This window comes from Pseudomonas sp. P20 (genome assembly GCF_016463925.1).
Lineage (GTDB): Bacteria > Pseudomonadota > Gammaproteobacteria > Pseudomonadales > Pseudomonadaceae > Pseudomonas > Pseudomonas aeruginosa.
The window spans coordinates 87,772-111,789 of record NZ_JAEMVM010000028.1 but is presented as its reverse complement, the minus strand read 5'-3'; the positions used below and the strand labels follow the sequence as shown (position 1 = coordinate 111,789).

Annotated in this window: 23 protein-coding genes; 12 read left to right on the top strand and 11 right to left on the bottom strand. The window is 67.0% G+C overall.

Annotated elements, in window-relative coordinates:
• Positions 1-72 precede the first annotated feature (72 nt).
• Together JHD77_RS26370 and JHD77_RS26365 are read left to right on the top strand one after the other, a co-directional pair.
• Positions 73-588 carry a nucleoside 2-deoxyribosyltransferase gene (locus JHD77_RS26370; RefSeq protein ID WP_003106720.1) on the top strand — a complete coding sequence of 172 codons (516 nt, stop codon included), beginning with the start codon at positions 73-75 and terminating at the stop codon, positions 586-588.
• A 121-nt stretch (positions 589-709) separates the two neighbouring features.
• A complete protein-coding gene (locus JHD77_RS26365; protein WP_003117212.1) occupies positions 710-1,336 on the top strand; it encodes a nucleoside 2-deoxyribosyltransferase in 627 nt (208 codons plus the stop codon).
• 27 nt (positions 1,337-1,363) lie between these two features.
• Here the strand turns inward: JHD77_RS26365 and JHD77_RS26360 are convergent, their stop codons facing one another.
• Both JHD77_RS26360 and JHD77_RS26355 read right to left on the bottom strand, forming a co-directional pair.
• Positions 1,364-2,416, bottom strand: a complete 1,053-nt coding sequence (locus JHD77_RS26360; protein ID WP_003106723.1) for a nucleoside hydrolase — start codon at positions 2,414-2,416, stop codon at positions 1,364-1,366.
• A 107-nt stretch (positions 2,417-2,523) separates the two neighbouring features.
• A complete protein-coding gene (locus JHD77_RS26355) occupies positions 2,524-3,873 on the bottom strand; it encodes an 8-oxoguanine deaminase (RefSeq protein ID WP_049308734.1) in 1,350 nt (449 codons plus the stop codon).
• A gap of 457 nt (positions 3,874-4,330) precedes the next feature.
• On the opposite strand from JHD77_RS26355, the gene ppk2 reads away from it, so the two are divergent.
• Positions 4,331-5,227 (top strand): polyphosphate kinase 2, encoded by an 897-nt coding sequence (gene ppk2, locus JHD77_RS26350; protein ID WP_003121626.1) that lies wholly within the window; start codon positions 4,331-4,333, stop codon positions 5,225-5,227.
• Between the two features lie 79 nt (positions 5,228-5,306).
• On the opposite strand, the gene ahpF is transcribed toward ppk2, so the two are convergent.
• From ahpF to JHD77_RS26325, 5 genes are all read right to left on the bottom strand, one after another.
• On the bottom strand, positions 5,307-6,872 hold the full coding sequence (gene ahpF / locus JHD77_RS26345) for an alkyl hydroperoxide reductase subunit F (RefSeq protein WP_003083830.1): 1,566 nt from the start codon (positions 6,870-6,872) through the stop codon (positions 5,307-5,309).
• 144 nt (positions 6,873-7,016) lie between these two features.
• A complete protein-coding gene (gene ahpC / locus JHD77_RS26340) occupies positions 7,017-7,580 on the bottom strand; it encodes an alkyl hydroperoxide reductase subunit C (protein WP_003083828.1) in 564 nt (187 codons plus the stop codon).
• Positions 7,581-7,744: 164 nt separating this feature from the next.
• Positions 7,745-8,671: an ABC transporter permease gene (locus tag JHD77_RS26335; protein ID WP_003083821.1), complete on the bottom strand. Its 927-nt coding sequence runs from the start codon at positions 8,669-8,671 to the stop codon at positions 7,745-7,747.
• 22 nt (positions 8,672-8,693) lie between these two features.
• On the bottom strand, positions 8,694-9,791 hold the full coding sequence (locus tag JHD77_RS26330) for an ABC transporter permease (RefSeq protein ID WP_023083546.1): 1,098 nt from the start codon (positions 9,789-9,791) through the stop codon (positions 8,694-8,696).
• Positions 9,791-11,362: an ABC transporter ATP-binding protein gene (locus JHD77_RS26325; RefSeq protein WP_023083547.1), complete on the bottom strand. Its 1,572-nt coding sequence runs from the start codon at positions 11,360-11,362 to the stop codon at positions 9,791-9,793. Before JHD77_RS26325 ends, JHD77_RS26330 begins: the two co-directional genes overlap by 1 nt.
• A 1,110-nt stretch (positions 11,363-12,472) precedes the next feature.
• On the opposite strand from JHD77_RS26325, the gene guaD reads away from it, so the two are divergent.
• Positions 12,473-13,843, top strand: a complete 1,371-nt coding sequence (gene guaD, locus JHD77_RS26320) for a guanine deaminase (RefSeq protein WP_073656781.1) — start codon at positions 12,473-12,475, stop codon at positions 13,841-13,843.
• Between the two features lie 113 nt (positions 13,844-13,956).
• On the opposite strand, the gene bauR is transcribed toward guaD, so the two are convergent.
• Complete coding sequence (gene bauR, locus JHD77_RS26315; protein ID WP_003083805.1) at positions 13,957-14,874, bottom strand: HTH-type transcriptional activator BauR; 918 nt, start codon at positions 14,872-14,874, stop codon at positions 13,957-13,959.
• Positions 14,875-15,008: 134 nt separating this feature from the next.
• Between bauR and bauA the strand changes: the two genes are divergently transcribed.
• From bauA to gabP, 4 genes are all read left to right on the top strand, one after another.
• Positions 15,009-16,355: a beta-alanine--pyruvate aminotransferase gene (gene bauA, locus JHD77_RS26310; RefSeq protein ID WP_003083801.1), complete on the top strand. Its 1,347-nt coding sequence runs from the start codon at positions 15,009-15,011 to the stop codon at positions 16,353-16,355.
• Positions 16,355-16,642 (top strand): beta-alanine degradation protein BauB, encoded by a 288-nt coding sequence (gene bauB / locus JHD77_RS26305; protein WP_003083790.1) that lies wholly within the window; start codon positions 16,355-16,357, stop codon positions 16,640-16,642. The genes bauA and bauB overlap by 1 nt, the downstream gene beginning before the upstream one ends.
• Before the next feature lie 83 nt (positions 16,643-16,725).
• Positions 16,726-18,219 carry a CoA-acylating methylmalonate-semialdehyde dehydrogenase gene (locus JHD77_RS26300; protein ID WP_003083788.1) on the top strand — a complete coding sequence of 498 codons (1,494 nt, stop codon included), beginning with the start codon at positions 16,726-16,728 and terminating at the stop codon, positions 18,217-18,219.
• A gap of 168 nt (positions 18,220-18,387) precedes the next feature.
• Positions 18,388-19,815, top strand: a complete 1,428-nt coding sequence (gene gabP, locus JHD77_RS26295; protein ID WP_003083784.1) for a GABA permease — start codon at positions 18,388-18,390, stop codon at positions 19,813-19,815.
• Between the two features lie 81 nt (positions 19,816-19,896).
• On the opposite strand, the gene JHD77_RS26290 is transcribed toward gabP, so the two are convergent.
• Together JHD77_RS26290 and JHD77_RS26285 are read right to left on the bottom strand one after the other, a co-directional pair.
• Complete coding sequence (locus tag JHD77_RS26290) at positions 19,897-20,238, bottom strand: zinc ribbon domain-containing protein YjdM (protein ID WP_003101229.1); 342 nt, start codon at positions 20,236-20,238, stop codon at positions 19,897-19,899.
• 72 nt (positions 20,239-20,310) lie between these two features.
• Positions 20,311-20,811 carry an LEA type 2 family protein gene (locus JHD77_RS26285; RefSeq protein ID WP_003112629.1) on the bottom strand — a complete coding sequence of 167 codons (501 nt, stop codon included), beginning with the start codon at positions 20,809-20,811 and terminating at the stop codon, positions 20,311-20,313.
• A gap of 100 nt (positions 20,812-20,911) precedes the next feature.
• Between JHD77_RS26285 and JHD77_RS26280 the strand changes: the two genes are divergently transcribed.
• From JHD77_RS26280 to JHD77_RS26265, 4 genes are all read left to right on the top strand, one after another.
• Positions 20,912-21,532 carry a hypothetical protein gene (locus JHD77_RS26280; protein ID WP_003101226.1) on the top strand — a complete coding sequence of 207 codons (621 nt, stop codon included), beginning with the start codon at positions 20,912-20,914 and terminating at the stop codon, positions 21,530-21,532.
• Positions 21,533-21,707: 175 nt separating this feature from the next.
• Positions 21,708-21,935, top strand: coding sequence for a CopG family ribbon-helix-helix protein (locus JHD77_RS26275; protein WP_003112628.1), 228 nt, complete (start codon positions 21,708-21,710; stop codon positions 21,933-21,935).
• Positions 21,932-22,213: a type II toxin-antitoxin system toxin ParE gene (gene parE, locus JHD77_RS26270; protein ID WP_003121619.1), complete on the top strand. Its 282-nt coding sequence runs from the start codon at positions 21,932-21,934 to the stop codon at positions 22,211-22,213. Before JHD77_RS26275 ends, parE begins: the two co-directional genes overlap by 4 nt.
• A gap of 299 nt (positions 22,214-22,512) precedes the next feature.
• Positions 22,513-23,421: a LysR family transcriptional regulator gene (locus JHD77_RS26265; protein WP_016561475.1), complete on the top strand. Its 909-nt coding sequence runs from the start codon at positions 22,513-22,515 to the stop codon at positions 23,419-23,421.
• A 31-nt stretch (positions 23,422-23,452) separates the two neighbouring features.
• Here JHD77_RS26265 and JHD77_RS26260 read toward each other — a convergent pair whose 3' ends face one another.
• A complete protein-coding gene (locus JHD77_RS26260) occupies positions 23,453-23,863 on the bottom strand; it encodes an aegerolysin family protein (RefSeq protein WP_003101225.1) in 411 nt (136 codons plus the stop codon).
• Between the last annotated feature and the right edge of the window lie 155 nt (positions 23,864-24,018).

Below are 24,018 nucleotides of genomic sequence, written 5' to 3'. Positions count from 1 at the left end.
CTTGGTGCATGCCGGCGCCGCCACGATGGCGCTACCATGGGCGCTGGCTTTCCGTAACAAGGCACGCACGCGATGACCGCGATCTACCTGGCCGGGCCGGACGTCTTCCGCCCCGACGCCGAAGCCCATGGCGAAACCCTCAAGGCGCTCTGCGCCGAGTTCGGCTTCGTCGGCCTCTACCCGCTCGACCACGCCCTGCCCGCCGACATCCGCGAGCCAGCCGCACAGGCCGCCTGGATCTACCGCGCCAATGTCGGCCTGATCGAGCGCGCCGACTGCGTGCTGGCCAACCTCGAACCGTTCCGCGGCAGCGAGCCGGACAGCGGCACCGCCTTCGAAGTGGGTTACGCCCTGGCCCTGGGCAAGCCGGTATATGCCTACCTCAGCGATGCCGGCGCCTACGCCGAGCGCCTCGCCCGGCTGGCCCCGGAATGGCTCGGCGAGCACCCCGGCGAGGACCGCGACGGTTGGCAACTGGAGGGTTTCGGCCTGCCATTGAACCTGATGCTGGCGGTGCCTTCGCGGCTGGTCGCCGGCGGCCCGCGCGAGGCCCTGCGACGCCTCGCCGAGGAACTCGAGCGCGCCTGACATCGCGGGAAGGCCGTCGCCTAGCTGCTGGCAGATAGCCGCCGCCCGGCCCGTCGCTTGCCGGCCATAATCCTGGACAACAACGGCCCCATCCGGGAGGCCGGCCTGCAAGAGGCATCCGATGAACCGATCCAAGGGTTCCAGCAGCCGTCGTACCTTCCTGCGCCTGGCAGCCCTGCTGCTGCCCGCCGGCGCCCTGCTCGGCAGCCTGCCGGGCGTACGCGCCGCGGCCAGGCCGCGGAAACTCTATCTGGCCGGTCCCGATGTGTTCCGCGCCGACGCCGTCGCCCACGGCGAAGCACTCAAGGCACTGTGCGCACGCTACGGTTTCGAGGGCCTCTACCCGCTGGACAACGCGCTGCCGAAACAGCTCGCCGAGCCGCGCGAACAGGCGGCCTGGATCTACCGCGCCAACATCGGCCTGATCGAACGCGCCGACGCGGTGCTGGCCAACCTGAACTTCTTCCGCGGCGCCGAGCCGGACAGCGGCACCGCCTTCGAGGTCGGCTATGCCACCGCCCTCGGCAAGCCGGTCTATGGCTACGTCGACGACGCCGGCAGCTACGCCGAGCGGATCCGCCGGCACGCCCCGGAGCTGATCGGCGAGGATCCGACCCGCGACCGCGACGGCATGACCCTGGAAGAGTTCGGCCTGCCGCTCAACCTGATGCTGGCGGTGCCGGCAACGCTAGTCGTCGGCGACGCCGAGCAGGCCCTGCGCCAACTCGCCAGCCGGCGCCACGGCTGACCCGGCGCCGGCCGTACGGCGAGAGACTCAGGGCAGGCGGGCGATACGCTCGGTGAGCAGGTCGAAGAACCCCTGGGCGTCGCCCTCGTTGATCCACTCGACGTTGGCCGGCTGCTTGAGGCCGCCGTACCAGTCGGCCACGGTCTGGCCGAAGGTGATGCCCTCGCGACTGTCGACCTGCACGTTGATCCGCTTGCCCTTGAACAGCGAGGGCTTGAGCAGGTAGGCGACCACCGTGGCGTCGTGCACCGGGCCGCCCTTCAGGCCGTAGTACTTGATGTCGTACTGGACGTAGGCGTCGAGGATGTCGGCGACGGTCTTGCCGGCCTGGTTGCCGAGGTTGCGCAGCTTGGCGATGCGCTCGGGGCTGGTGAGGATCTTGTGGGTCACGTCGAGCGGCAGCATGGTGATCGGCGCCCCGCTCTTGAGCACGATTTCCGCCGCGTGGGGGTCGGCGAAGATATTGAATTCGGCGGCCGGGGTGATGTTGCCGCCGTTGAAGTGGGCGCCGCCCATGATCACGATCTCGCGGATGCCCTTGACGATGTCCGGGGCCTGGGTCAGGGCCAGCGCGAGGTTGGTCTCCGGGCCGAGCATGGCCAGGGTCACGCTCTTCTCCGGCGCCGCACGCAAGGTGCGGATCAGGTAGTCCACGGCGTTACCTTCGGCCAGCGGCTGCTTCGGCTCATGCACCTCGACGCCGCTGATGCCTTCGCTGCCGTGCACGTCGGCGGCGTAGATCGGCGTGCGCAGCAGCGGTCGCGGGGCGCCGGCGTAGACCGGAATATCCGGGCGCTTGCCCCACTCGCGGGCCAGCCGGGCGTTACGCGCGGTCTTTTCCAGCGGCACGTTGCCGGCGACGGTGGTCAGCGCCTGGATCTTCAGCTCCTTCGGCGAGGCCATGGCGAACAGCAGGGCGATCACATCGTCGGCGCCCGGATCGGTGTCGATGATCAGCGTCCGCGGCGATGGCGGCGCCACCGTTTCGGCAGCGGACAGAGGAAGGCTGGCGGGCATCAGCAGGGCGAGTCCTAGCAGAAGGCTGCAAAAGCGATTGCATGGGCGGGCGGCGCGTGACATGGGGCGGCTCCTGGTGGGGAATGCCACAGTCTAGCCAGTTGCGGGCCACGCGCCGACCTATGCGAACCGACAGAGGAAGCACGGCGCTTCCCCTACCGGAACCCGCATCAACCGGCGATCAGGGCACTCGCCGCAGCGCGGTGGCGGGCGATCAGGGCGGCCAGGTCGAGGCCCTCCACGGCACCGTCGACCACTCGCCAGACGCCGCCGACCATTACCCGGTCGGCGCGGTCGGCAGCGCACAGCAGCAGCGCCGAGAGCGGGTCGTGGCTACCCGAGAAGCGCAGCTCGTCGAGCTTGAACAAGGCCAGGTCGGCCTGCTTGCCGGGGGCCAGCTCGCCGATGTCGCTGCGCCCGAGCAGGCGTGCCGAGCCACGGGTGGCCCAGCCCAGGGCGAGTTCCGGGGTGATCCGCTCGGCGCCGTAGCGCAGGCGTTGCAGGTACAGGGCCTGGCGCGCCTCGAGGATCATGTTCGAGGCGTCGTTGGAAGCCGAGCCATCGACCCCCAGGCCGATCGGCGCGCCGGCCGCCTCCAGCTCCACGGTCGGGCAGATGCCCGAGGCCAGGCGCATGTTCGAACTCGGGCAGTGGCAGATACCGGTGCCGGCCTCGCCGAGACGACGGATCTCCTCGGCGTTGAAGTGGATGCCGTGGGCCAGCCAGGTGCGCGGGCCGAGCCAGCCGACGCTATCCAGGTAGTCCACGGTGCGCAGGCCGAAGCGCTGCAGGCAGAAGTCTTCCTCGTCGAGGGTCTCCGCCAGGTGGGTGTGCAGGCGTACGTCGTGGCGCGCCGCCAGTTCGGCGCTGGCGCGCATGATCTCCGGAGTCACCGAGAACGGCGAGCAGGGCGCCAGGGCGATCTGCACCCGGGCGCCTTCGCCGCGCTGGTGGTAGCGAGCGATCAGTCGCTCGCTGTCGGCGAGGATGGTCTCGGCTTCCTGCACCGTCTGCTGCGGCGGCAAGCCGCCGTCCTTCTCGCCGAGGCTCATCGAGCCGCGGGTGAGCATGGCGCGCATGCCCAGTTCCTCGACCACCCCGGCCTGCACGTCGATGGCCTGTTCGAGGCCGCCGGGAAACAGGTAGTGGTGGTCGGCGGCAGTGGTACACCCGGACAACAGCAGCTCGGCCAGCGCCACCTTGGTGGCCAGTTCGAGTTTCTCCGGGGTCAGCCGCGCCCAGACCGGGTAGAGGGTCTTCAGCCAGGGGAACAGCGGCTGGTTGACCACCGGCGCCCAGGCGCGGGTGAGGGTCTGGTAGAAGTGGTGATGGGTGTTGACCAGCCCCGGCAACACCACGTGCCGGCTGGCGTCGAACTGGCTGGCGCAAGGTTGTGCGGGCTGCTGGCCAGCGCCGAGCAGCTCGACGATGCGGCCGTCTTCGACGACCAGGCCGCCGGCGGCGTCGAGACCGTTGGCGGTGAAGATGGCGAGGGGATTGCGAATCCAGGTGCGGGACATGTGCGGACCTTCGTCGGATCGGCGGGCCGGCGCGAACGCTGCCGGCCCTCGGTTGATGAGAGCCAGCTCAGTGTTCACCCTGTCTGCTGATCCAGGTCCGCGGGGCGACGACGGGACGCCACGCGCGTGGCGATATCCTACAAGGGATTTCTGGAGAGGTGTAAGGCTTTCCTCCCGGTGGCGGCCGGGCGCGGTTTGATGGGGGTCAACGGACGCCTCCCGGCAGGGGCATAGAGTGGGGGACTGCATAGCTGAAAACGTAGAACGGAAGGAGTCCCGCATGAGCGAAGAACCCACTGTCAGTCCCCCCTCCCCCGAGCAACCCGCCGCGCAGCCGGCCAAGCCGGCCCGGCCAGCCGCCCGCCGCGCCCCGCGCAAGCCGGCGACCCGCCGCCCGCGAGTGGCCAGCCCGGCGCAGAAGGCCCGCGAGGAGATCCAGGCAATCAGCCAGAAGCCGGTGGCCCTGCAGGTCGCCAGTGCGCCCCACGGCAGCAGCGAGGACAGCACCTCGGCGAGCCTGCCGGCGAACTATCCCTATCACACGCGGATGCGCCGCAACGAGTACGAGAAGGCCAAGCACGACCTGCAGATCGAACTGCTCAAGGTGCAGAGCTGGGTGAAGGAGACCGGCCAGCGCGTGGTGGTCCTGTTCGAAGGCCGCGACGCCGCCGGCAAGGGCGGCACCATCAAGCGCTTCATGGAACACCTGAACCCGCGCGGCGCGCGGATCGTAGCCTTGGAGAAACCGTCCTCCCAGGAGCAGGGCCAGTGGTATTTCCAGCGCTACATCCAACACCTGCCCACCGCCGGCGAGATGGTCTTCTTCGACCGCTCCTGGTACAACCGCGCCGGCGTCGAGCGGGTCATGGGCTTCTGTTCGCCGCTGCAATACCTGGAGTTCATGCGCCAGGCGCCGGAGCTGGAGCGTATGCTCACCAACAGCGGCATCCTGCTGTTCAAGTACTGGTTCTCGGTGAGCCGCGAGGAACAACTGCGGCGCTTCATCTCGCGCCGCGACGATCCGCTCAAGCACTGGAAGCTGTCGCCCATCGACATCAAGTCTCTGGACAAGTGGGACGACTACACCGCCGCCAAGCAGGCGATGTTCTTCCATACCGACACCGCCGACGCGCCGTGGACGGTCATCAAGTCCGACGACAAGAAGCGCGCGCGACTCAACTGCATCCGCCACTTCCTGCACTCGCTGGACTACCCGGACAAGGACCGGCGCATCGCCCATGAGCCCGACCCGTTGCTGGTGGGGCCGGCCTCGCGGGTGATCGAGGAGGACGAGAAGGTCTACGCCGAGGCGGCCGCCGCGCCGGGCCACGCGAACCTGGATATCCCGGCCTGAGGCGGGCGGTCGCGCCAACGAAAACGCCCGGGGCGCTTTCGCGCTCCGGGCGTCCCTGGTTCGACGGTCGCTGGCCGGGTCACTCCGGCGCGGAGGTCCGGATCAGGTGGTCGAAGGCGCTCAGCGAAGCCTTGGCGCCCTCGCCCACGGCGATCACGATCTGCTTGTACGGCACCGTGGTCACGTCGCCGGCGGCGAAGATGCCGGGCAGCGAGGTCTCGCCACGGGCGTCGACGATGATCTCGCCGCGCGGCGACAGCTCGACGCTGCCCTTGAGCCACTCGGTGTTGGGCAGCAGGCCGATCTGCACGAAGATACCTTCCAGCTCGATCGACTTGAACTCCTCGGAGTTGCGGTCCTTGTACACCAGGCCGGTGACCTTCTGGCCGTCGCCCTTCACTTCGCTGGTCAGGGCACTGGTGATCACCTCGACGTTCGGCAGGCTGTAGAGCTTGCGTTGCAGCACGGCGTCGGCGCGCAACTTGCTGTCGAATTCCAGCAGGGTCACGTGGGCGACGATGCCGGCCAGGTCGATGGCCGCCTCGACGCCAGAGTTGCCGCCGCCGATCACCGCCACGCGCTTGCCCTTGAACAGCGGGCCATCGCAGTGCGGGCAGAAGCACACGCCCTTGGCCTTGTATTCCTGCTCGCCGGGCACGCCCATTTCGCGCCAGCGAGCGCCGGTGGCGAGGATCAGGGTCTTGGCCTTGAGGCTGCCGCCGCTCTCGAACTGCACCTCGTGCAACTCGCCGGTGTTCTTCGCCGGAACCAGCTTGCTGGCGCGCTGCAGGTTCATGATGTCGACCTCGTAGTGACGCACGTGCTCTTCCAGCGCCCGCGCCAGCTTCGGCCCTTCGGTCTCCTGCACCGAGATGAAGTTCTCGATGGCCATGGTGTCCAGCACCTGGCCGCCGAAGCGCTCGGCGGCGACGCCGGTGCGAATGCCCTTGCGCGCGGCGTAGATCGCCGCCGCGGCTCCGGCCGGGCCACCGCCGACCACCAGCACGTCGAAGGCGTCGCGGGCGGTCAGCTTCTCGGCGTCGCGGGCGGCGGCGCCGGTGTCGATCTTGGCGAGGATCTCTTCCACGCCCATGCGGCCCTGGCCGAAGACTTCGCCGTTGAGGTAGATGCTCGGCACCGACATGATCTGGCGCGCCTCGACCTCATCCTGGAACAGCGCGCCGTCGATGGCGACGTGACGGATGTTCGGGTTGAGCACGGCCATCAGGTTCAGCGCCTGGACCACGTCCGGGCAGTTCTGGCAGGACAGCGAGAAGTAGGTTTCGAACTCGAAGGTGCCCTCGATGCCCTTGACCTGCTCGATCACGTCCGCGTCGAGCTTGGAGGGGTGGCCGCCTACCTGCAGCAGGGCCAGCACCAGCGAGGTGAATTCGTGGCCCATGGGGATACCGGCGAAGCGCAGGCCGATGTCCGCACCGGGGCGGTTCAACGAGAACGACGGTTTGCGCGCATCGCTGCCGTCGGTCTTCAGGGTGATCTTGTCGGTCAGGCCGACGATGTCTTGCAGCAGGCCCAGCAGCTCGCGGGATTTGTCGCTGTCATCGAGGGACGCGACGATCTCGAACGGCTGGCTGACCTTTTCCAGGTAGGCCTTCAACTGGGTTTTAAGATTGGCGTCCAACATGGTTCAGCTCCTCGAAATTCGGGCAAACGTATCCCCGGCGGATGGGACATCCGCCCTGCACGGCGCGTTGGCTGGGTGAAGGGCGGACGATCCGCGAGGGATCGTCCGCCGGAGAGGCTGGCGGCGAATGCCGCCGGCGCGGTCTTAGATCTTGCCGACCAGGTCCAGGGACGGAGCGAGGGTCTTCTCGCCTTCCTTCCACTTAGCCGGGCAGACTTCGCCCGGGTGGGCGGCGGTGTACTGGGCGGCCTTCAGCTTGCGCACGGTCTCGCCGACGTCACGGGCGATCTCGTTGGAGTGGATCTCGACGGTCTTGATCACGCCTTCCGGGTTGATCACGAAGGTACCGCGCAGGGCCAGGCCTTCTTCCGGGATGTGCACGCCGAAGGCGTTGGTCAGTTGGTGGGTCGGGTCGCCGATCAGCGGGAACTGGGCCTTGCCGACTGCCGGGGAGGTTTCGTGCCAGACCTTGTGCGAGAAGTGGGTGTCGGTGGTCACGATGTAGACCTCGGCACCGGCTTTCTGGAACTCGCCGTAGTTGTTGGCGGCGTCTTCGATCTCGGTCGGGCAGTTGAAGGTGAAGGCAGCCGGCATGAAGATCAGGACCGACCACTTGCCCTTCAGGGATTCCTCGGTCACCTCGATGAACTTGCCGTTGTGGAAAGCGTTGACCTTGAACGGTTGGACTTGAGTGTTGATCAGGGACATCAGTCGTTCCTCTCTCAGTTGAATGGGGTGTTTCAAATCGACTGGGAGAATCTTAACGGGGTTCGGCAAAAATGCCCCATTGATTTAGGCCATCAGTGAAATTATCTAAATCTATCGAAGAATATATAAATAGTTAAAACAACTAATCGAAGAACCTGCCCTCGTCAGTGCCCGGCCTTCCACGGCTGGCCCAGGGAAACCGGGGCATACAGCCGGGTGCGCAGGGCATCGCGGGAGAGCAGGACCAGCACCAGGATGGTCGCCGCATAGGGCAGCATCGCCAGCAGGTTGGCCGGAATCGACAGCCCGATCCCCTGGGCCACCAGGTGCAGGATGCTGGCCAGGCCGAACAACCAGGCACCGAGCAGCACGCGGAACACCCGCCAACTGGCGAAGACCACCAGCGCCAGGGCGATCCAGCCGCGTCCGGCGGTCATGTTCTCCGCCCACATCGGCGTGTAGGCCAGCGATAGGTAGGCACCGGCCAGGCCGGCCATGGCGCCGCCGAAGAGCACCGCCAGGGTGCGCACGCGCAGCACCGGCAGGCCCATCGCGCTGGCCGCGTCGGGGTTCTCGCCGACCGCCTGGAGAACCAGCCCGGCGCGGCTGCGCAGGAGCATCCAGGCGACCGCGGCGAACAGCGCCAGGCTCAGGTAGACCAGCGCGTCCTGGGCGAACAGCATGCGCCCGAGCAGCGGCAACTCGCCCAGCACCGGCAGCGCCAGCGGGGCGAACCCTTGCAGCGGCTTGCCGACCCAGGCGGCGCCGACGAACGACGACAGGCCGACGCCGAAGATGGTCAGCGCCAGGCCGCAGGCCACCTGGTTGGCGTTCAGGTACAGGGCGACCCCGGCGAACAGCGCCGCCAGCAGCATGCCGGCGAGCACCGCGAGGAGCACGCCGAGCCACAGGCTGCCGCTGGAGAAGGCGACCATGAAGCCGATCACCGCGCCGAACAGCATCATCCCCTCCTGGCCCAGGTTGAGCACCCCGCTTCTCTCGCAGACCAGTTCGCCCAGGGCCACCAGCAGCAGCGGAGTACCGGTGCGGACCATGGCGAACAGCAGGTTGTCGAGCAGATCGATATCCATCGTGGTTCCTCGGCGGTTCGGCTCAGGCCAGGGCGTCGCGCAGCGCCGGGCGCTTGCGCCAGCGTCCGTGCAAACGTGGGCGGTAGAGGATCAGCACGTCGCAGGCGAGGAGGAAGAACAGCATCATCCCCTGGAACAGCCCGGACAGCGCCAATGGCAGGTTGAGGCTCATCTGCGCGGCCTCGCCGCCGAGGTAGAGCAACGCCATCAGCAGGCTGGCGCAGAGGATGCCGAACGGATTGAGACGGCCAAGGAAGGCCACGGTGATCGCCGCATAGCCGTAGCCCGGCGAGACCTGCGGCACCAGTTGGCCGATCGGCCCGGCGACCTCGCAGACGCCGGCCAGGCCTGCCAGCGCGCCGGAGAACAGCAGCACGAACCAGACCAGGCGCTTCTCGCGGAAACCGACGAAACCGGCGGCGCGGCGGTCGAGGCCGAGCACGCGGACCTGGAAACCGAGGAAGCTGCGCTGCGCCAGCACCCAGACCGCCACCAGCGCCAGCAGGCCGAACAATGCGCCAAGGTGCACCCGGCTGTCCTCGAACAGCGCCGGCAGGCGGCTGGCCTCGCCGAACAGCGCCGACTGCGGGAAGTTGAAGCCATCCGGGTCCTTCAACGGCCCGTGCACGCCGTACAGCAGCAGGTTCAGCGCGATGTAGTTGAGCATGATGGTGGTCAGGATCTCGTTGGCGTTGAAGCGCGTTCGCAGCCAGGCGGCGAACCCGGCCCAGAGCGCCCCGGCAGCGGTGCCGGCGAGCAGCACCCAGGCCAGCGCCCAGCGGCTCTGCCAGTCGAGCAACTGGATCGCCACCGCGCTGCCGGCCAGGGCGCCGACCAGCAACTGGCCCTCCGCGCCGATGTTCCACACGCGCGCCTGGTAGGCCAGTGCCAGGCCGAGGGCACAGAGCAGGATCGGCATGGCCTTGACCAGCAGCTCGCCGAGCCCATAGAGGTCGCTGAGCGGCTGTACCAGCACGGTATGCAGGGTCTGCCACGGATCGTGGCCGAGACAGGCGAACAGCAGCGCACCGCAGACCAGGGTCAGCAGCCCCGCCAGCAGCGGAGAGGCCAGCAGCATCCAGCGTGACTGTCGGCCGCGCGGTTCCAGGGACAACAGCATCACAGGCTCCCTTGGGCAACGGCGCCGGCGACTGCCGCCGGCGCCTCGAATTGACCGGCCATCCAGCCGCCGACCTGCTGCGGCGAAGCGCTCGCGGTGGCGACCGCCGGGCACAGCCGACCCGAACACAGCGCGGCGATGCGGTCGCTGAGCAGGAACAGCTCGTCGAGGTCCTCGGAGACCACCAGGATCGCCGTACCGGCATCGCGCAAGGCGATCAGCGCGCGGTGGATCAGCGCCGCCGCGCCGACGTCCACGCCCCAGGTGGGATGCGCCGCCACCAGCAGGCGCGGGGCCTGGAGGATCTCGCGGCCGAGGATGAACTTCTGCAGGTTGCCGCCGGAAAGGCTGCGGGCCGGCGCCCCGGCACCCGGGGCCTTCACGGCGAAACGGCGGATGATCTCCTCGGCCAGCGCCAGCACCTTGCGCCGCCGGACCAACCCGCGCTTCACCAGGCCCTGCTGGAAGGCGGTGAGCAGCGCATTGTCCGCCAGGCTCATCTCCGGCACCGCGCCGTGCCCCAGCCGCTCGGCGGGCACGAAGGCCTGGCCGGCGCGGCGCCGCGCATCCGGCGCCAGGTGCGCGCCGGCGCAGCCGCCGAGGCGGATGCGCTCGGCCTGGGCGCGCGGCAGGCGCACTTCGCCGCTGAGCAGAGCGAGCAACTCGTCCTGGCCGTTGCCGGCGACCCCGGCGATACCGAGGATCTCGCCGCTGCGCACCTCCAGATCGAGGCCGGTGAAGGACACGCCGAAGGGGTCCGGGTTGCGCCAGTGCAGGTCGCGCACCTGGAGGAAAGGCGCGCCGCCGGTAGCCTTCGGATACTCCGCCGCCAGGCCCTCGGCGTCGCCCACCATCAGCCGCGCCAGCTCGAGATCGGAACATTGCGCCGGCACGCACTGTCCGGCCACCCGTCCGCCGCGCAGCACCGTGGCGCGCTGGCAGAGCGCACGGACCTCGGCCAGCTTGTGGCTGATGAAGAGGACACTGCAACCCTCCTCCGCAAGACGGCGCAGGGTGACGAAGAGATCCTCGGCCTCGCGCGGGGTCAGCACCGAGGTCGGCTCGTCGAGGATCAGCAGGCGGATGTCCTGCATCAGGCAGCGCACGATCTCCACCCGCTGGCGCTCGCCGATGGACAGCCCATGGACCAGCCGGCGAGGCTCCAGCGGCATGCCGTAGCGCTGCGACACCTCGCGAATACGCGCCTCCAACCGGCGCGGGCTGCCCGCCTCGGCGCCGAGGGCGAGCGCGATGTTCTCCGCCACGCTGAGCGTCTCGAACAGGGAGAAATGCTGGAACACCATGCCGATCCCCAGCGCCCGGGCGCGAGCCGGGTCGCGTACCTGCACCGGCTCGCCCTGCCAGCGGACCTCGCCGGCATCGGGACGGGTCACGCCGTAGATGATCTTCATCAGCGTGCTCTTGCCGGCGCCGTTCTCACCGAGCAGGGCGTGGATCTCGCCGGCGTCGATGCACAGGTCGATGCGGTCGTTGGCCAGGCAACCCGGATAACGCTTGCTGATCCCGCGCAGTTCGAGGCGCGGCGGCGCGAAGGAGGAAGGTGCGGACATGGCGGACCCGATCGGTTGCTCGACGATGCGGCGGCCGGTGCAAATACCTGGCCAGGAGGTCAGGAAAGCCCTGGAACGCGGCTTGCACCGGGAGCCACGGACCAGGCTCCCGCGCCGAGCGGCACCAAGCCGGGGCACGCCTGGGACGCCGCGGCACATTTGCGGGCAACCCTGCGGCGCACCCGCGTGAGCATTTGTCGCAAAACAGTCATCACCACCTTGCTCACAGAGTTATCCACAGCGTGTCGGGAGCCCATCCGGGACCTTGGGAAGCCTCCCGCGCCGATCGTCCCGGCGATTTTCGCAACATCGGCGGTGGACAGAAAACAGCCAACCCGGCAGGCCATGGGCGCGACCTGGCAAGGCATTTTTTCCAACACTTTGCCAACAGCTTTATCCACAAGATATCGACAGCCGTTCGGAGGAGCACGGCAGGACGATCTCTCCCGGCCAAGCCACGGGTCGGCCGAATCCCTGGGGCAGCCCCGGCGGCCCGCTTCCGGCACAGTTTGCCAACAGCTTTTCCACAGGAAACCCGCGGAACGGGAATGCCCGTGAAAATGTCTCCAGGACTTCCCCTTTAGACGCCATGATGCCCATGAATACTGGGTTTTCCGGCTTTCCAGGAAAGTCCGCGGCGATCGACGGAAGCATGCTCGGCGGCGCCATGGGTGGATCCGCTGTCCACAGTTTCGCGATGCACCGTCGTGGCGCATTCCACAGCACCTTTTCCCTGGCTCTTTCGCCAACCGGGAGAAATCCTGCGGCTCCGTCCAATGCCTTTCCCGCGACCGCCGAAGGCATTTTTTCAACGGGGAATGCGAACAGCTTTTCCACAGACAAACCCACAGAAGCGCCAGTTGCCGACCGGGCATTTCGCAAGGCGGATTCAAGGTGCCGGAACGCTTTCCGCGGATCGCCTGCCGGAAGCCAGATGGGCACATCCCGCAATGGCTCGTGCAATCTTTCCGCACACGCGCTACACACAGACTTATCCACAGCATGCGCACAGTGCATAATGGCGGAAGCGAGATCACGCGCCAAAGACGGGATATTTCCGTCGATTTCCCGGACTAAAGAGGCGAAAGCGCCATTCCGGCAGCAGAGGAGATGAACGATGCAGTACCTGCTGGCAACTTCGTCCCCCCACTTATCCTGCACTCCGACCACGGCGGGAGCGCGATGAGCAGTTCGGCCCATCGCGGGCGGATCCTGCATTTCCTCGGCGACCCGGCGAAACTCGGCGACAAGGCCTGGGAGTATTTCGAGGACGGCCTGCTGTGGATCGAACACGGCCACGTGCGCGCGCTCGATCACGCAACCTACCTGCTGCCGCAACTGCCCGCCGACCTGCTGCTGGAGGAGCATCCGCAGCGCCTGCTGCTGCCCGGCTTCGTCGATTGCCATGTGCATTACCCGCAACTCGGAGTGATCGCCTCCTACGGCACCCAACTGCTGGACTGGCTGGAAACCCACACCTTTCCCGCCGAGCAGCGCTTTGCCGATGCCGGCTACGCCGCCGCCCAGGCCGAGCTGTTCCTCGACGAACTGCTGCGCCACGGCACCACTACCGCGCTGGTGTTCGGCACGGTCCATGCGGTATCCGCCGAGGCATTCTTCCAGGCCGCGCAGAAGCGCCGCCTGCGGATGATCGCCGGCAAGGTGCTGATGGACCGCAACGCGCCGCCGGCGCTGTGCGATACCGCGGCCAGTGGCTACGCCGAGAGCCGCGCGCTGATCGAGCGCTGGCACGGCAACGGGCGCCTGCAATACGCGGTCACCCCGCGCTTCGCGCCGACCTCCTCGCCCGAGCAACTGGCCGCGGCGGCGCGCCTGCTGGACGAGTATCCCGGCGTCTACCTGCACACCCATCTTTCGGAGAACCTCAAGGAAGTCGCCTGGGTCGGCGAGCTGTTTCCCCAGGCGCAGGACTACCTGGACGTCTATCATCGCGCCGGCCTGGTCGGCGAACGCAGCGTGTTCGCCCATGGCATCCATCTCTCCGAACGCGAATGCCGCTGCCTGGCGCACAAGAACGCGGCGCTGGCGCACTGTCCCAGTTCCAACCTGTTCATCGGCTCCGGCCTGTTCGACCTTGGCCGCGCCCAGCAATACGGCATCCGCGTCGGCATCGGTAGCGACGTCGGCGGCGGCACCAGCCTGTCGCTGCTGGCCAACCTCGCCGACGCCTACAAGATCCAGCAATTGCGCGGCACCAGCCTCGATCCGTTCCAGGCGCTCTACCTGGCCACCCTCGGCGGCGCCAGGGCGCTCGACCTGGACGGCCTGGTCGGTAACTTCCTGCCCGGCCGCGAGGCCGACTTCGTCGCTCTCGACCTGGCCGCCACGCCGATGATCGCCCAGCGCATGGAGCATGCGCGCGGCCTGGCCGATACCCTGTTCGTGCTGAACACCCTGGGCGACGACCGCGCGGTGGCGGAGACCTGGGTGATGGGGGAGCGGCGCCATGCGAAGGGGTAAGAGCCTCTTTCCCGCGTTGGCTCGGCCCGCCGCTGCATGCCACCTCCTCGCGCTGTTAGAGAAAAGGCACCGTTCGGCGGACGGCCGAAGCTCGCGTCACTCCATCCGCAGCCTCACGACACCGCCACCGCCTCCAGGAAGCGCTCCAGCACCAGGTTCGGCCGGCGTCCCTTGCGGGTCACGATGGTCAGCGCGATGGCATAGTGGAAACGCTCCGGCAGCAGGGGCCGCAGCATCCCGGCGGCGACCCAGTCGGCGGCGTAGTGCGACGGCAGGTAGCCGATGAAGTTGCCGGTCAGGATCAGGAACGCCATGCCCTCGCGATCCGAGGCGCTGGCGCTGTTGTTCAGCTCCTGGTGGCGCGCCTGGGCTTCGGCGGGCAGGCGGTAGCTGGGCGCCACGGCGTCCGCGGCGAGCACCTCGTCCACCGCGATATCGCCGTCGGCGCGCTCGAACAGTGCGTGGCCGCGGCTGCAATAGAGCTGCGCGTGCTCGTCATACAGCGGCAGGTACTCGAGCCCCGACAGCGGACTGATCAACGGCACCACGCCGACATGCAGGTGGCCGTCGAGCACGCCCAGTTCGATCTCGTTGGGGGTGGTCATGCCGATGTTGATCCGCACCTGCGGTCCCTGCCCCTTGAGCGCGCTGAGGGCGTGGGTGATGCGCATCTGAGGTAGGGTCACCAGGTTGTTGATGATGCCGATGTTGAGTTCGCCGCGCAGGTGCTGGTGCAGGTCGTTGACCTCGGCGCGGAACCCCTCCAGCGCCGCCAGCAGGGTCTGGGTCGCGCGATAGACCTCGCGGCCCTCGTCGGTCAGGGCGAAGCCGGCGCGGCCGCGCTGGCACAGGCGCATGCCCAGGCGCTTCTCCAGGTCGCCCATGTGCAGGCTGATCGCCGAGCGGCTGAGGCCGAGAGTGCTCTCCGCGGCGGAGAAACTGCCGCACTCGACGATGGTCTTGAAGATGCGCAGCAGGCGGATATCGAAATCGCTGACCTGGCCGAGCGACGGGTTGCGGGATTTGGCCATTATTGTTTTACCCAGTCGAAACTAAACGTGAGAAGAATAAGCTTTATCTAACCTTTCGTCAGGGCCAAGCTTGATCCAACGCTCCGCCGCCGCGTGCGCGGAACCTTCCAACAAGAAAGCCCGAGGATCGAACGATGAACCAGCCGCTCAACGTGGCCCCGCCGGTTTCCAGCGAACTCAACCTGCGCGCCCACTGGATGCCCTTCTCCGCCAACCGCAACTTCCAGAAGGACCCGCGGATCATCGTCGCCGCCGAAGGCAGCTGGCTGACCGACGACAAGGGCCGCAAGGTCTACGACAGCCTGTCCGGCCTGTGGACCTGCGGCGCCGGCCACTCGCGCAAGGAAATCCAGGAGGCGGTGGCTCGCCAGCTCGGCACCCTCGACTACTCGCCGGGCTTCCAGTACGGCCATCCGCTGTCCTTCCAGTTGGCCGAGAAGATCGCCGGGTTGCTGCCAGGCGAACTGAACCACGTGTTCTTCACCGGTTCCGGCTCCGAGTGCGCCGACACCTCGATCAAGATGGCCCGCGCCTACTGGCGCCTGAAAGGCCAGCCGCAGAAGACCAAGCTGATCGGCCGCGCCCGCGGCTACCACGGGGTCAACGTCGCCGGCACCAGCCTCGGCGGGATCGGTGGCAACCGCAAGATGTTCGGCCAGCTGATGGACGTCGACCATCTGCCGCACACCCTTCAACCGGGCATGGCGTTCACCCGCGGGATGGCCCAGACCGGCGGCGTCGAGCTGGCCAACGAGCTGCTCAAGCTGATCGAACTGCACGACGCCTCGAACATCGCCGCGGTGATCGTCGAGCCGATGTCCGGCTCCGCCGGCGTACTGGTACCGCCGGTCGGCTACCTGCAGCGCCTGCGCGAGATCTGCGACCAGCACAACATCCTGCTGATCTTCGACGAGGTGATCACCGCCTTCGGCCGCCTGGGCACCTACAGCGGCGCCGAGTACTTCGGCGTCACCCCGGACCTGATGAACGTCGCCAAGCAGGTCACCAACGGCGCCGTGCCGATGGGCGCGGTGATCGCCAGCAGCGAGATCTACGACACCTTCATGAACCAGGCGCTGCCCGAGCACGCGGTGGAGTTCAGCCACGGCTACACCTACTCCGCGCACCCGGTCGCCTGCGCCGCCGGCCTCGCCGCGCTGGACATCCTGGCCAGGGACAACCTGGTGCAGCAGTCCGCCGAGCTGGCGCCGCACTTCGAGAAGGGCCTGCACGGCCTGCAAGGCGCGAAGAACGTCATCGACATCCGCAACTGCGGCCTGGCCGGCGCGATCCAGATCGCCCCGCGCGACGGCGATCCGACCGTACGTCCGTTCGAGGCCGGCATGAAGCTCTGGCAACAGGGTTTCTACGTGCGCTTCGGCGGCGATACCCTGCAATTCGGCCCGACCTTCAACGCCAGGCCGGAAGAGCTGGACCGCCTGTTCGACGCGGTCGGCGAAGCGCTCAACGGCATCGCCTGATGAGCGGCCGCCCGCAAGCCGTACCCACCGTGCAGGTGGACAACGCCGAGGTGATCGTGACCGAATGGCGCTTCGCCCCCGGCGCGGAAACCGGGCGCCACCGCCACGGCCACGACTATGTGGTGGTACCGCTGACCGACGGCACGCTGCTGCTGGAAACCCCCGAGGGCGACCGCCACGCGCCGCTGGTCGCCGGACAGGCCTACTTCCGCAAGGCCGGCGTCGAGCACAACGTGATCAACGCCAGCGCACACGAAGTGGTCTTCGTCGAGACCGAGATCAAGTAATCCGCACCCGCTCCCCAGGGAGCGGGTAAAGGGAAAGGGCCACGGCCCTTTCGTCACCCCTAGCGAAGAGAGAACAAGACAAGATGGGCACCCTCCACCACCTGATCAACGGCGAAATGGTCGCCGACAACGGCCGCAGCGCCGACGTCTTCAACCCCTCCACCGGCGAAGCCATCCACAAGGTCCCGCTGGCCGACGGCAAGACCCTGCAGAAAGCCATCGATGCCGCCAAGGCCGCTTTCCCGGCCTGGCGCAACACCCCGCCGGCCAAGCGTGCACAGGTGCTGTACCGCTTCAAGCAACTGCTGGAGCAGAACGAGGCGCGGATTTCCAAGCTGATCAGCGAAGAGCACGGCAAGACCCTGGAAGACGCCGCCGGCGAACTCAAGCGCGGCATCGAGAACGTCGAGTACGCCTGCGCCGCCCCGGAAATCCTCAAGGGCGAGTACAGCCGCAACGTCGGCCCGAACATCGACGCCTGGAGCGACTTCCAGCCGATCGGCGTGGTCGCCGGGATCACCCCGTTCAACTTCCCGGCGATGGTGCCGCTGTGGATGTACCCGCTGGCCATCGCCTGCGGCAACACCTTCATCCTCAAGCCCTCCGAGCGCGACCCCAGCTCCACCCTGCTGATCGCCGAGCTGTTCCACGAAGCCGGCCTGCCGAAGGGCGTGCTGAACGTGGTGCACGGCGACAAGGAAGCCGTGGACGGCCTACTCCAGGCGCCGGAAGTGAAGGCCATCAGCTTCGTCGGCTCGACCCCCATCGCCGAATACATCTATGCCGAGGGCACCAAGCGCGGCAAGCGCGTGCAGGCCCTGGGCGGCGCGAAGAACCATGCGGTGCTGATGCCCGACGCCGACCTCGACAACGCCGTCAGCGCGTTGATGGGTGCCGCCTACGGCTCCTGCGGCGAGCGCTGCATGGCGATCTCGGTGGCGGTATGCGTCGGCGACCAGGTGGCCGACGCGCTGATCGCCAAGCTGGTTCCGCAGATCAAGGCGCTGAAGATCGGCGCCGGCACTTCCTGCGGCCTCGACATGGGCCCGCTGGTCACTGCCGCCGCGCAGGCCAAGGTCACCGGCTACATCGACAGCGGCGTGGCCCAGGGCGCGGAGCTGGTGGTGGACGGCCGCGGCTACCAGGTCGCCGGCCACGAGAACGGCTTCTTCCTCGGCGGCAGCCTGTTCGACCGGGTGACCCCGGAAATGACCATCTACAAGGAAGAGATCTTCGGCCCGGTGCTGTGCGTGGTTCGCGTCAACAGCCTGGAAGAGGCCATGCAGTTGATCAACGACCACGAATACGGCAACGGCACCTGCATCTTCACCCGCGACGGCGAGGCCGCACGCCTGTTCTGCGACGAGATCGAGGTCGGCATGGTCGGCGTCAACGTCCCGCTGCCGGTGCCGGTGGCCTACCACAGCTTCGGCGGCTGGAAGCGCTCGCTGTTCGGCGACCTCCACGCCTACGGCCCGGACGGCGTGCGCTTCTACACCCGGCGCAAGGCCATCACCCAGCGCTGGCCGCAGCGGGCCAGCCACGAGGCCTCGCAATTCGCCTTCCCCAGCCTCTGAAGGCTGACGACGACAGGCATGGTCGGTAACGACCATGCCTTTTTTCTTTTTCCGCAATCAGGAGTCCGCAACGTTCCACCGCCGTGAAACCTCACCCACGGCCGCACCCATGGCGTCGCCCACAAGGCGGCCCAGACCTTGCCCAAGAACAATTAAAGGGTCTCAACGATGTCCAAAGTCGTACTGGCTTCACAACTGCCGAACAAGCGCAACGCCTCGCTCGCGCCCGGCCTGAAACAACGCCACGTCACCATGCTGTCGATCGCCGGGGTGATCGGCGCCGGCCTGTTCGTCGGCTCCGGCCATGCCATCGCCGCCGCCGGCCCGGCCGCCCTGCTCGCCTACCTGATCGCCGGCACCCTGGTGGTGCTGGTCATGCGCATGCTCGGCGAAATGGCGGTCGCCTCCCCCGATACCGGTTCCTTCTCCACCTACGCCGACCGCTCCATCGGCCGCTGGGCCGGTTTCACCATCGGCTGGCTCTACTGGTGGTTCTGGGTGCTGGTGATCCCACTCGAAGCGATCGCCGCCGCGGCCATCCTCAACGCCTGGTTCCCGGCCATCGACACCTGGATCTTCGCCCTCGCGGTGACCTTCCTGCTCACCGTCACCAACCTCTTCAGCGTGGCCCGCTACGGCGAGTTCGAGTTCTGGTTCGCGCTGCTCAAGGTGATCGCCATCATCGCCTTCATCGTGCTCGGCGCGGTGGCCATCGTCGGCGGCCTGCCGGAGCGTGAGGTCAGCGGCCTGTCCAGCCTGATGGCGAGCCACGGCGGCTTCGTGCCGAACGGCTACGGCGCGGTGCTCGGCGCCCTGCTGACGACCATGTTCAGCTTCATGGGCACCGAGATCGTCACCATCGCCGCCGCCGAGTCCAAGGACCCGGCGAAGCAGATCACCCGCGCCACCAACTCGGTGATCTGGCGGATCGGCCTGTTCTACCTGGTGTCGATCTTCATCGTGATCTCCATCGTGCCGTGGAACGACCCGCTGCTGATCCAGGTCGGCTCCTACCAGCGCGCCCTGGAGCTGCTGGACATCCCGCACGCCAAGCTGATCGTCGACCTGGTGGTACTGGTCGCCGTGGCCAGTTGCCTGAACTCGGCGATCTACACCTCGTCGCGGATGGTCTTCTCCCTGGCCAAGCGCGGCGACGCCCCGAGCGTGCTCAAGCTGACCAACACCGCCCACGTACCACGCCCGGCGGTGCTGGCCAGCACCGCGGTGGGCTTCCTCACCACCATCGTCAACTACTTCGCACCGGAGAAGGTCTTCACCTTCCTCCTCGCCAGCTCCGGCGCCGTGGCGCTACTGGTGTACCTGGTGATCGCCGTGGCCCAGTTGCGCATGCGCAAGCAATTGCAGGCCAGCGGCCAGCCCATCGAGTTCCGCATGTGGCTATATCCCTGGCTGACCTGGGCGGTGATCCTGTTCATCGTCGCCGCGCTGAGCATCATGCTGATCATGCCGGAGCACCGTCACGAGGTGTTCGCCACCGCTCTGCTGACGATCTTCACCGTCTGCCTCGGGCTGCTCAACGCGCGACGCAAGCCGCGCCTCGGCGAGGACTACGCCGGGAAGACGGCGCGGGTCTGAGTCCACCACCGGGGGAATAACCCAGACAGCCCTCCAAAGAAAAGCCCGGCCAATGGCCGGGCTTCTTCAGGCAAGGTCGTCTCAGACCTTCCTGACGAATTCCGATTTCAGCTTCATCGCGCCAATGCCGTCGATCTTGCAATCGATGTCGTGGTCGCCGTCCACCAGGCGGATGTTCTTCACCTTGGTGCCGACCTTCACCACCAGCGAGGAGCCTTTCACTTTCAGGTCCTTGATCACGGTGATGGTATCGCCGTCCTGGAGAACGTTGCCCACCGAATCCTTGATCACCTTGCCATCATCGGACGCCGTAGCGGCCTCGTTCGGCGACCATTCATGGGCGCACTCCGGGCAGACCAGCAGCGCACCATCCTCGTAGGTGTATTCGGAGTTGCATTGGGGACAGGGCGGCAGCGTGCTCACGGCATTCTCTCTTCAGCAGGGGGACGAAAACCGCAGATTATATAGGGTTTCTCGCTCCCCTGCCGAACCGCCTCAGAGCCCCTTGGTCTTCGGCGCGCCGACGGCCGGCCCGGAGAAGTCGAGGGTGCCCTTTTCGCTGAAGCGCACGGTGCCGAACAGGCCTCCGGCGAGCTTGCCCTTCACCACGTAGGGCATGCCCTGGGTCGGAGCGTTGTTGCTCAGGCCCCAGGCCTGGCGGAAGGCGGAAAAGGCGGAGACGGTCAGCGGCACGCTCACCACCCGCTCGCCGAAGCGCGGCACCTCGCCGGTCTGGTCGCTGACGCCGCTGGCCAGGGGCTGGCCGTTGACGTCGAGGTCGAGGGCGATGCCGTTGTATTCGATCGGCTCGTCGTTGGGGTTCTGTACCCGCAGCTTGACCATGAAGCGCATCTCCATGCCTTGCCCCGGCAGGGGTTCCAGGCCGACCAGGTCGATACGCAACGGATCGCGCTGGCCGAAGGTGCTGCAGGCGCTCAACAGGACGCCCAGGCACAGGGCCGGCAGCAGGCGGCCGAGGTTCGCAGGCAGGCGCATGGGTTCTCCTCCTTGGGTCGAATGTGCGCCCATGGTGCCACAGCCGCTAGAATTCGCCGCGCAGCCGATCCGGCTGCGCCAATGGACAAAGGACATGCCCATGCCTACACGCGTTCTGCGCGGCCTCGTCGCCGCCCTCCCACTGTTCCTCGCCGCCTGCTCGGACTCCGCTCCGTCCAGCGAGGAGATCGCCCGCCTGCTCGCCGAGCGCGGCTTCGACAAACCCGCCTGCGCCAGCTCCACCCTGTTCAAGACGTTCCCGGTGACGCTCTCCGACAGCTTCTCCGGCCCCGGCCCGGCGAAAGGCAACGCCGCGGTCTACGACGCGCTGGTCGGCGTCGGCCTGCTGCGCCGCGACGGCGATTCCTACGACCTCACGCCCGCCGGCCGCGAGGACTACAAGCCCGAGTCGAAGGCCTTCTGCTACAGCAGCGGCTTCGACGTCAGCGTCCGTTCGGTGGACCCCGCCAAGCCCGACGACTACGGCCCGGCCGTGGAAAAGGGCTGGTTGGTCACCGTCGAGGTCAAGCCACGCGAAGTGAAGGACTGGGCGAAGAACCCCGAGGTGCTCAAGCAGGCCAGCCTGACCACCCTGCAACAGATCACCCAACCGCAGGTCGGCCAGGTCTCGCTGGTCAAGCCACGCGGCGAGGAAGGCTACAAGCTCGTCAACACCCGCTTCTCGCCCAGGCAGGGCTTCCACTTCAACCAGGCCTGGTAATCCCACGCCGTCCTTCCGCCCGCCCCGCTCGGGGCGGGCTCCTCATTCAACCCACTGATCGATAAAGGTTTTTTCGACGGACGAAACAGCCGGGCGATTGCTCGCCCGAAAGCTTTCGTATACATTCGTTTTCACTGTAAACACCGTATACATCGAAAACGAAGTTGATCAGAAAATGAGCACCGTAGTCTCGTTCCGCGCCGATGACGCCCTGGTCGCGGCCCTCGACGAACTGGCCCGCGCCACCCACCGCGACCGCCCCTACCACCTGCGGCAGGCGCTCGCGCAGTACCTGGAAAGGCAGCAGTGGCAGGTCGCTGCCATCGATGAAGGCTTGGCCGATGCCAATGCCGGTCGCCTGCTGGAACACATCGAGATCGAGAAGCGCTGGGGGCTGCAATGAGCCTGAAGTGGACCCGCAAGGCGGCCGCCGACCTGGACACCATCTACGACCATTACGTCGTGCTGATCGGCCCGGAAAAAGCTCTGAAAGCCGTTCAGGACATCGTCGAGCAGGTGAAACCGCTGCAGCAGGTAGCCAACCAGGGGGCAGGGCGGCCCAGCGAGGTGCCAGGCGTACGCACCCTGACCCTGGAGCGCTGGCCGTTCAGCGCCCCGTTTCGGGTTAAAGGCAAGGAAATCCAGATTTTGCGCATCGACAGGGTCGAAATTACCCCCTGAAAGTGGTCACACGGTTACAAGATGTTTCAAAATGAATATTTCCCTTGACTTGTACTGAGTAGCTTACTTCGGACAAAACATCCATAACTTACAAAAAATGGACATTTTTCGACCGGGCCAATGAGGGCGACCAACTTGCGACCACTGCGACCTGATTAGTTCTTTGGCTGACTCATGCTTCGCTCCCATACGCGTCCGTATTTTTCCGTAACTCGACGACCTCGCCCGCTGGGCATGCTTTCTCGCGCTTTTTCCGGTGATTTTTCCCCAGGCGCAGTCTCCCGCAAGGAGGAACCGGCATGGATTCGCTGAAAGGCATGGCGATCTTCGCCACTGTGGTGGACAAGGGCTCGATGGCAGCCGCGGCCCAGAGCCTGGGCATGACCCCTTCGGCAGTCAGCCAGCAGATCCGCAAGCTGGAGAGCCGCGCCCAGGTCACTTTGCTGCATCGCACCACCCGCCGGCTGACCCTGACCGAGGCCGGCGAGGCGTTCTATCGCAGTTGCGCGCAGATGCTGGCGATCGCCGAGGAAGCCGAGCGGCGGCTTGGCGAATGGCGCGATGCGCCGGTGGGTGAGTTGCGCCTGGCGGCGCCGGTGGGGTTCTCCGGCACGCTGATCACCCAGGCGCTGAAGCCGTTGCTGGAGAACCACCGCCAGTTGCGCCTGCAGCTGTTCTTCCAGGACGAGCGCATCGATCTGGTCGCCGAGCGCATCGACCTGGCGATACGCGTCGGCCATCTCGCCGACTCCAGCCTGGTGGCGCGCCACCTCGGCGATTGGAGCAGCGTGCTCTGCGCGGCGCCGGCCTATTTGCGCCAACGGGCGCCCATCAACCGTCCGGAGCAGTTGACCGAGGTCGACTGGATTTCCCTGAACACCTCGAACCACCTCAACCACCTGACGCTCAGCGGGCCGGGCGGGGAAGTCTGCAAACTGCGCCTGGAGCCACGGGTGGCCGCCAACGGGATGCTCGCGGTGCGTCAGTTCACCCTCGACGGACTCGGCGTGTCCTACCAGCCGCTGCCGGAGGTGCGCGACGCGCTGAACGACGGGCGCCTGCAACAGCTATTGCCGGAGTGGAGGATTCCCGGGCTCGGCATCTATGCGGTGACGCCACGGCGCGAGGCCCAGCCGGCCAAGGTGAAGGTCGCCATCGAGGCGCTGCGGCGAGCGTTCGCCACGGACGGGGATGAGCGCTGGAGCTGACCGACGGACTGCCGGCCAGCTCCAGGTACCGTCAGGAGAAGCGGCCGAGGGTCAGGGTGACCTCGCCGATGTCCGTGCCCGTAGCGTTGCCGCCGCTGGTGATGCCAGCATAGTCCGCCGATGCCGGCGTGAAGCTCCAGGTGTTGGTGGCGCCGGATTTCCACGGGTCATCCCAGCTGAAGGTGCCCATCTTGGTGTTGCCGTCGTAGCAGTCGAAGCTGCCCTGGGTGCCGGACGAAGCGTTCTCCCGTCCGCAGGAGGCGATCCATTGCGGGCTGCCGGCCTGCACGTTCATGCTGCTGACTTCCTCGGTGGAAATCTCGTCGTCCTTGTTGGTGTAGCGGTAGAACTTGCCCCATTGCAAGGTGGCGTTGCGGATGCCCACCGTGCCGATGGATTTGGATACCACGACCTTCACTGCGATCCATTCTGCGTATGCCATGTCGATCTCCGTTAACCATGCGTTCACAGCTTCCTGTAGGACGTCACGGACAGGACCGGGCGCTCACAACGGACCCTTGGCTACTTCGACCAGCACGGCGCCATCCCTGACCCGCTTCACTATAGGCTGGCCACCAGCCACCACCGCCTGCCAGA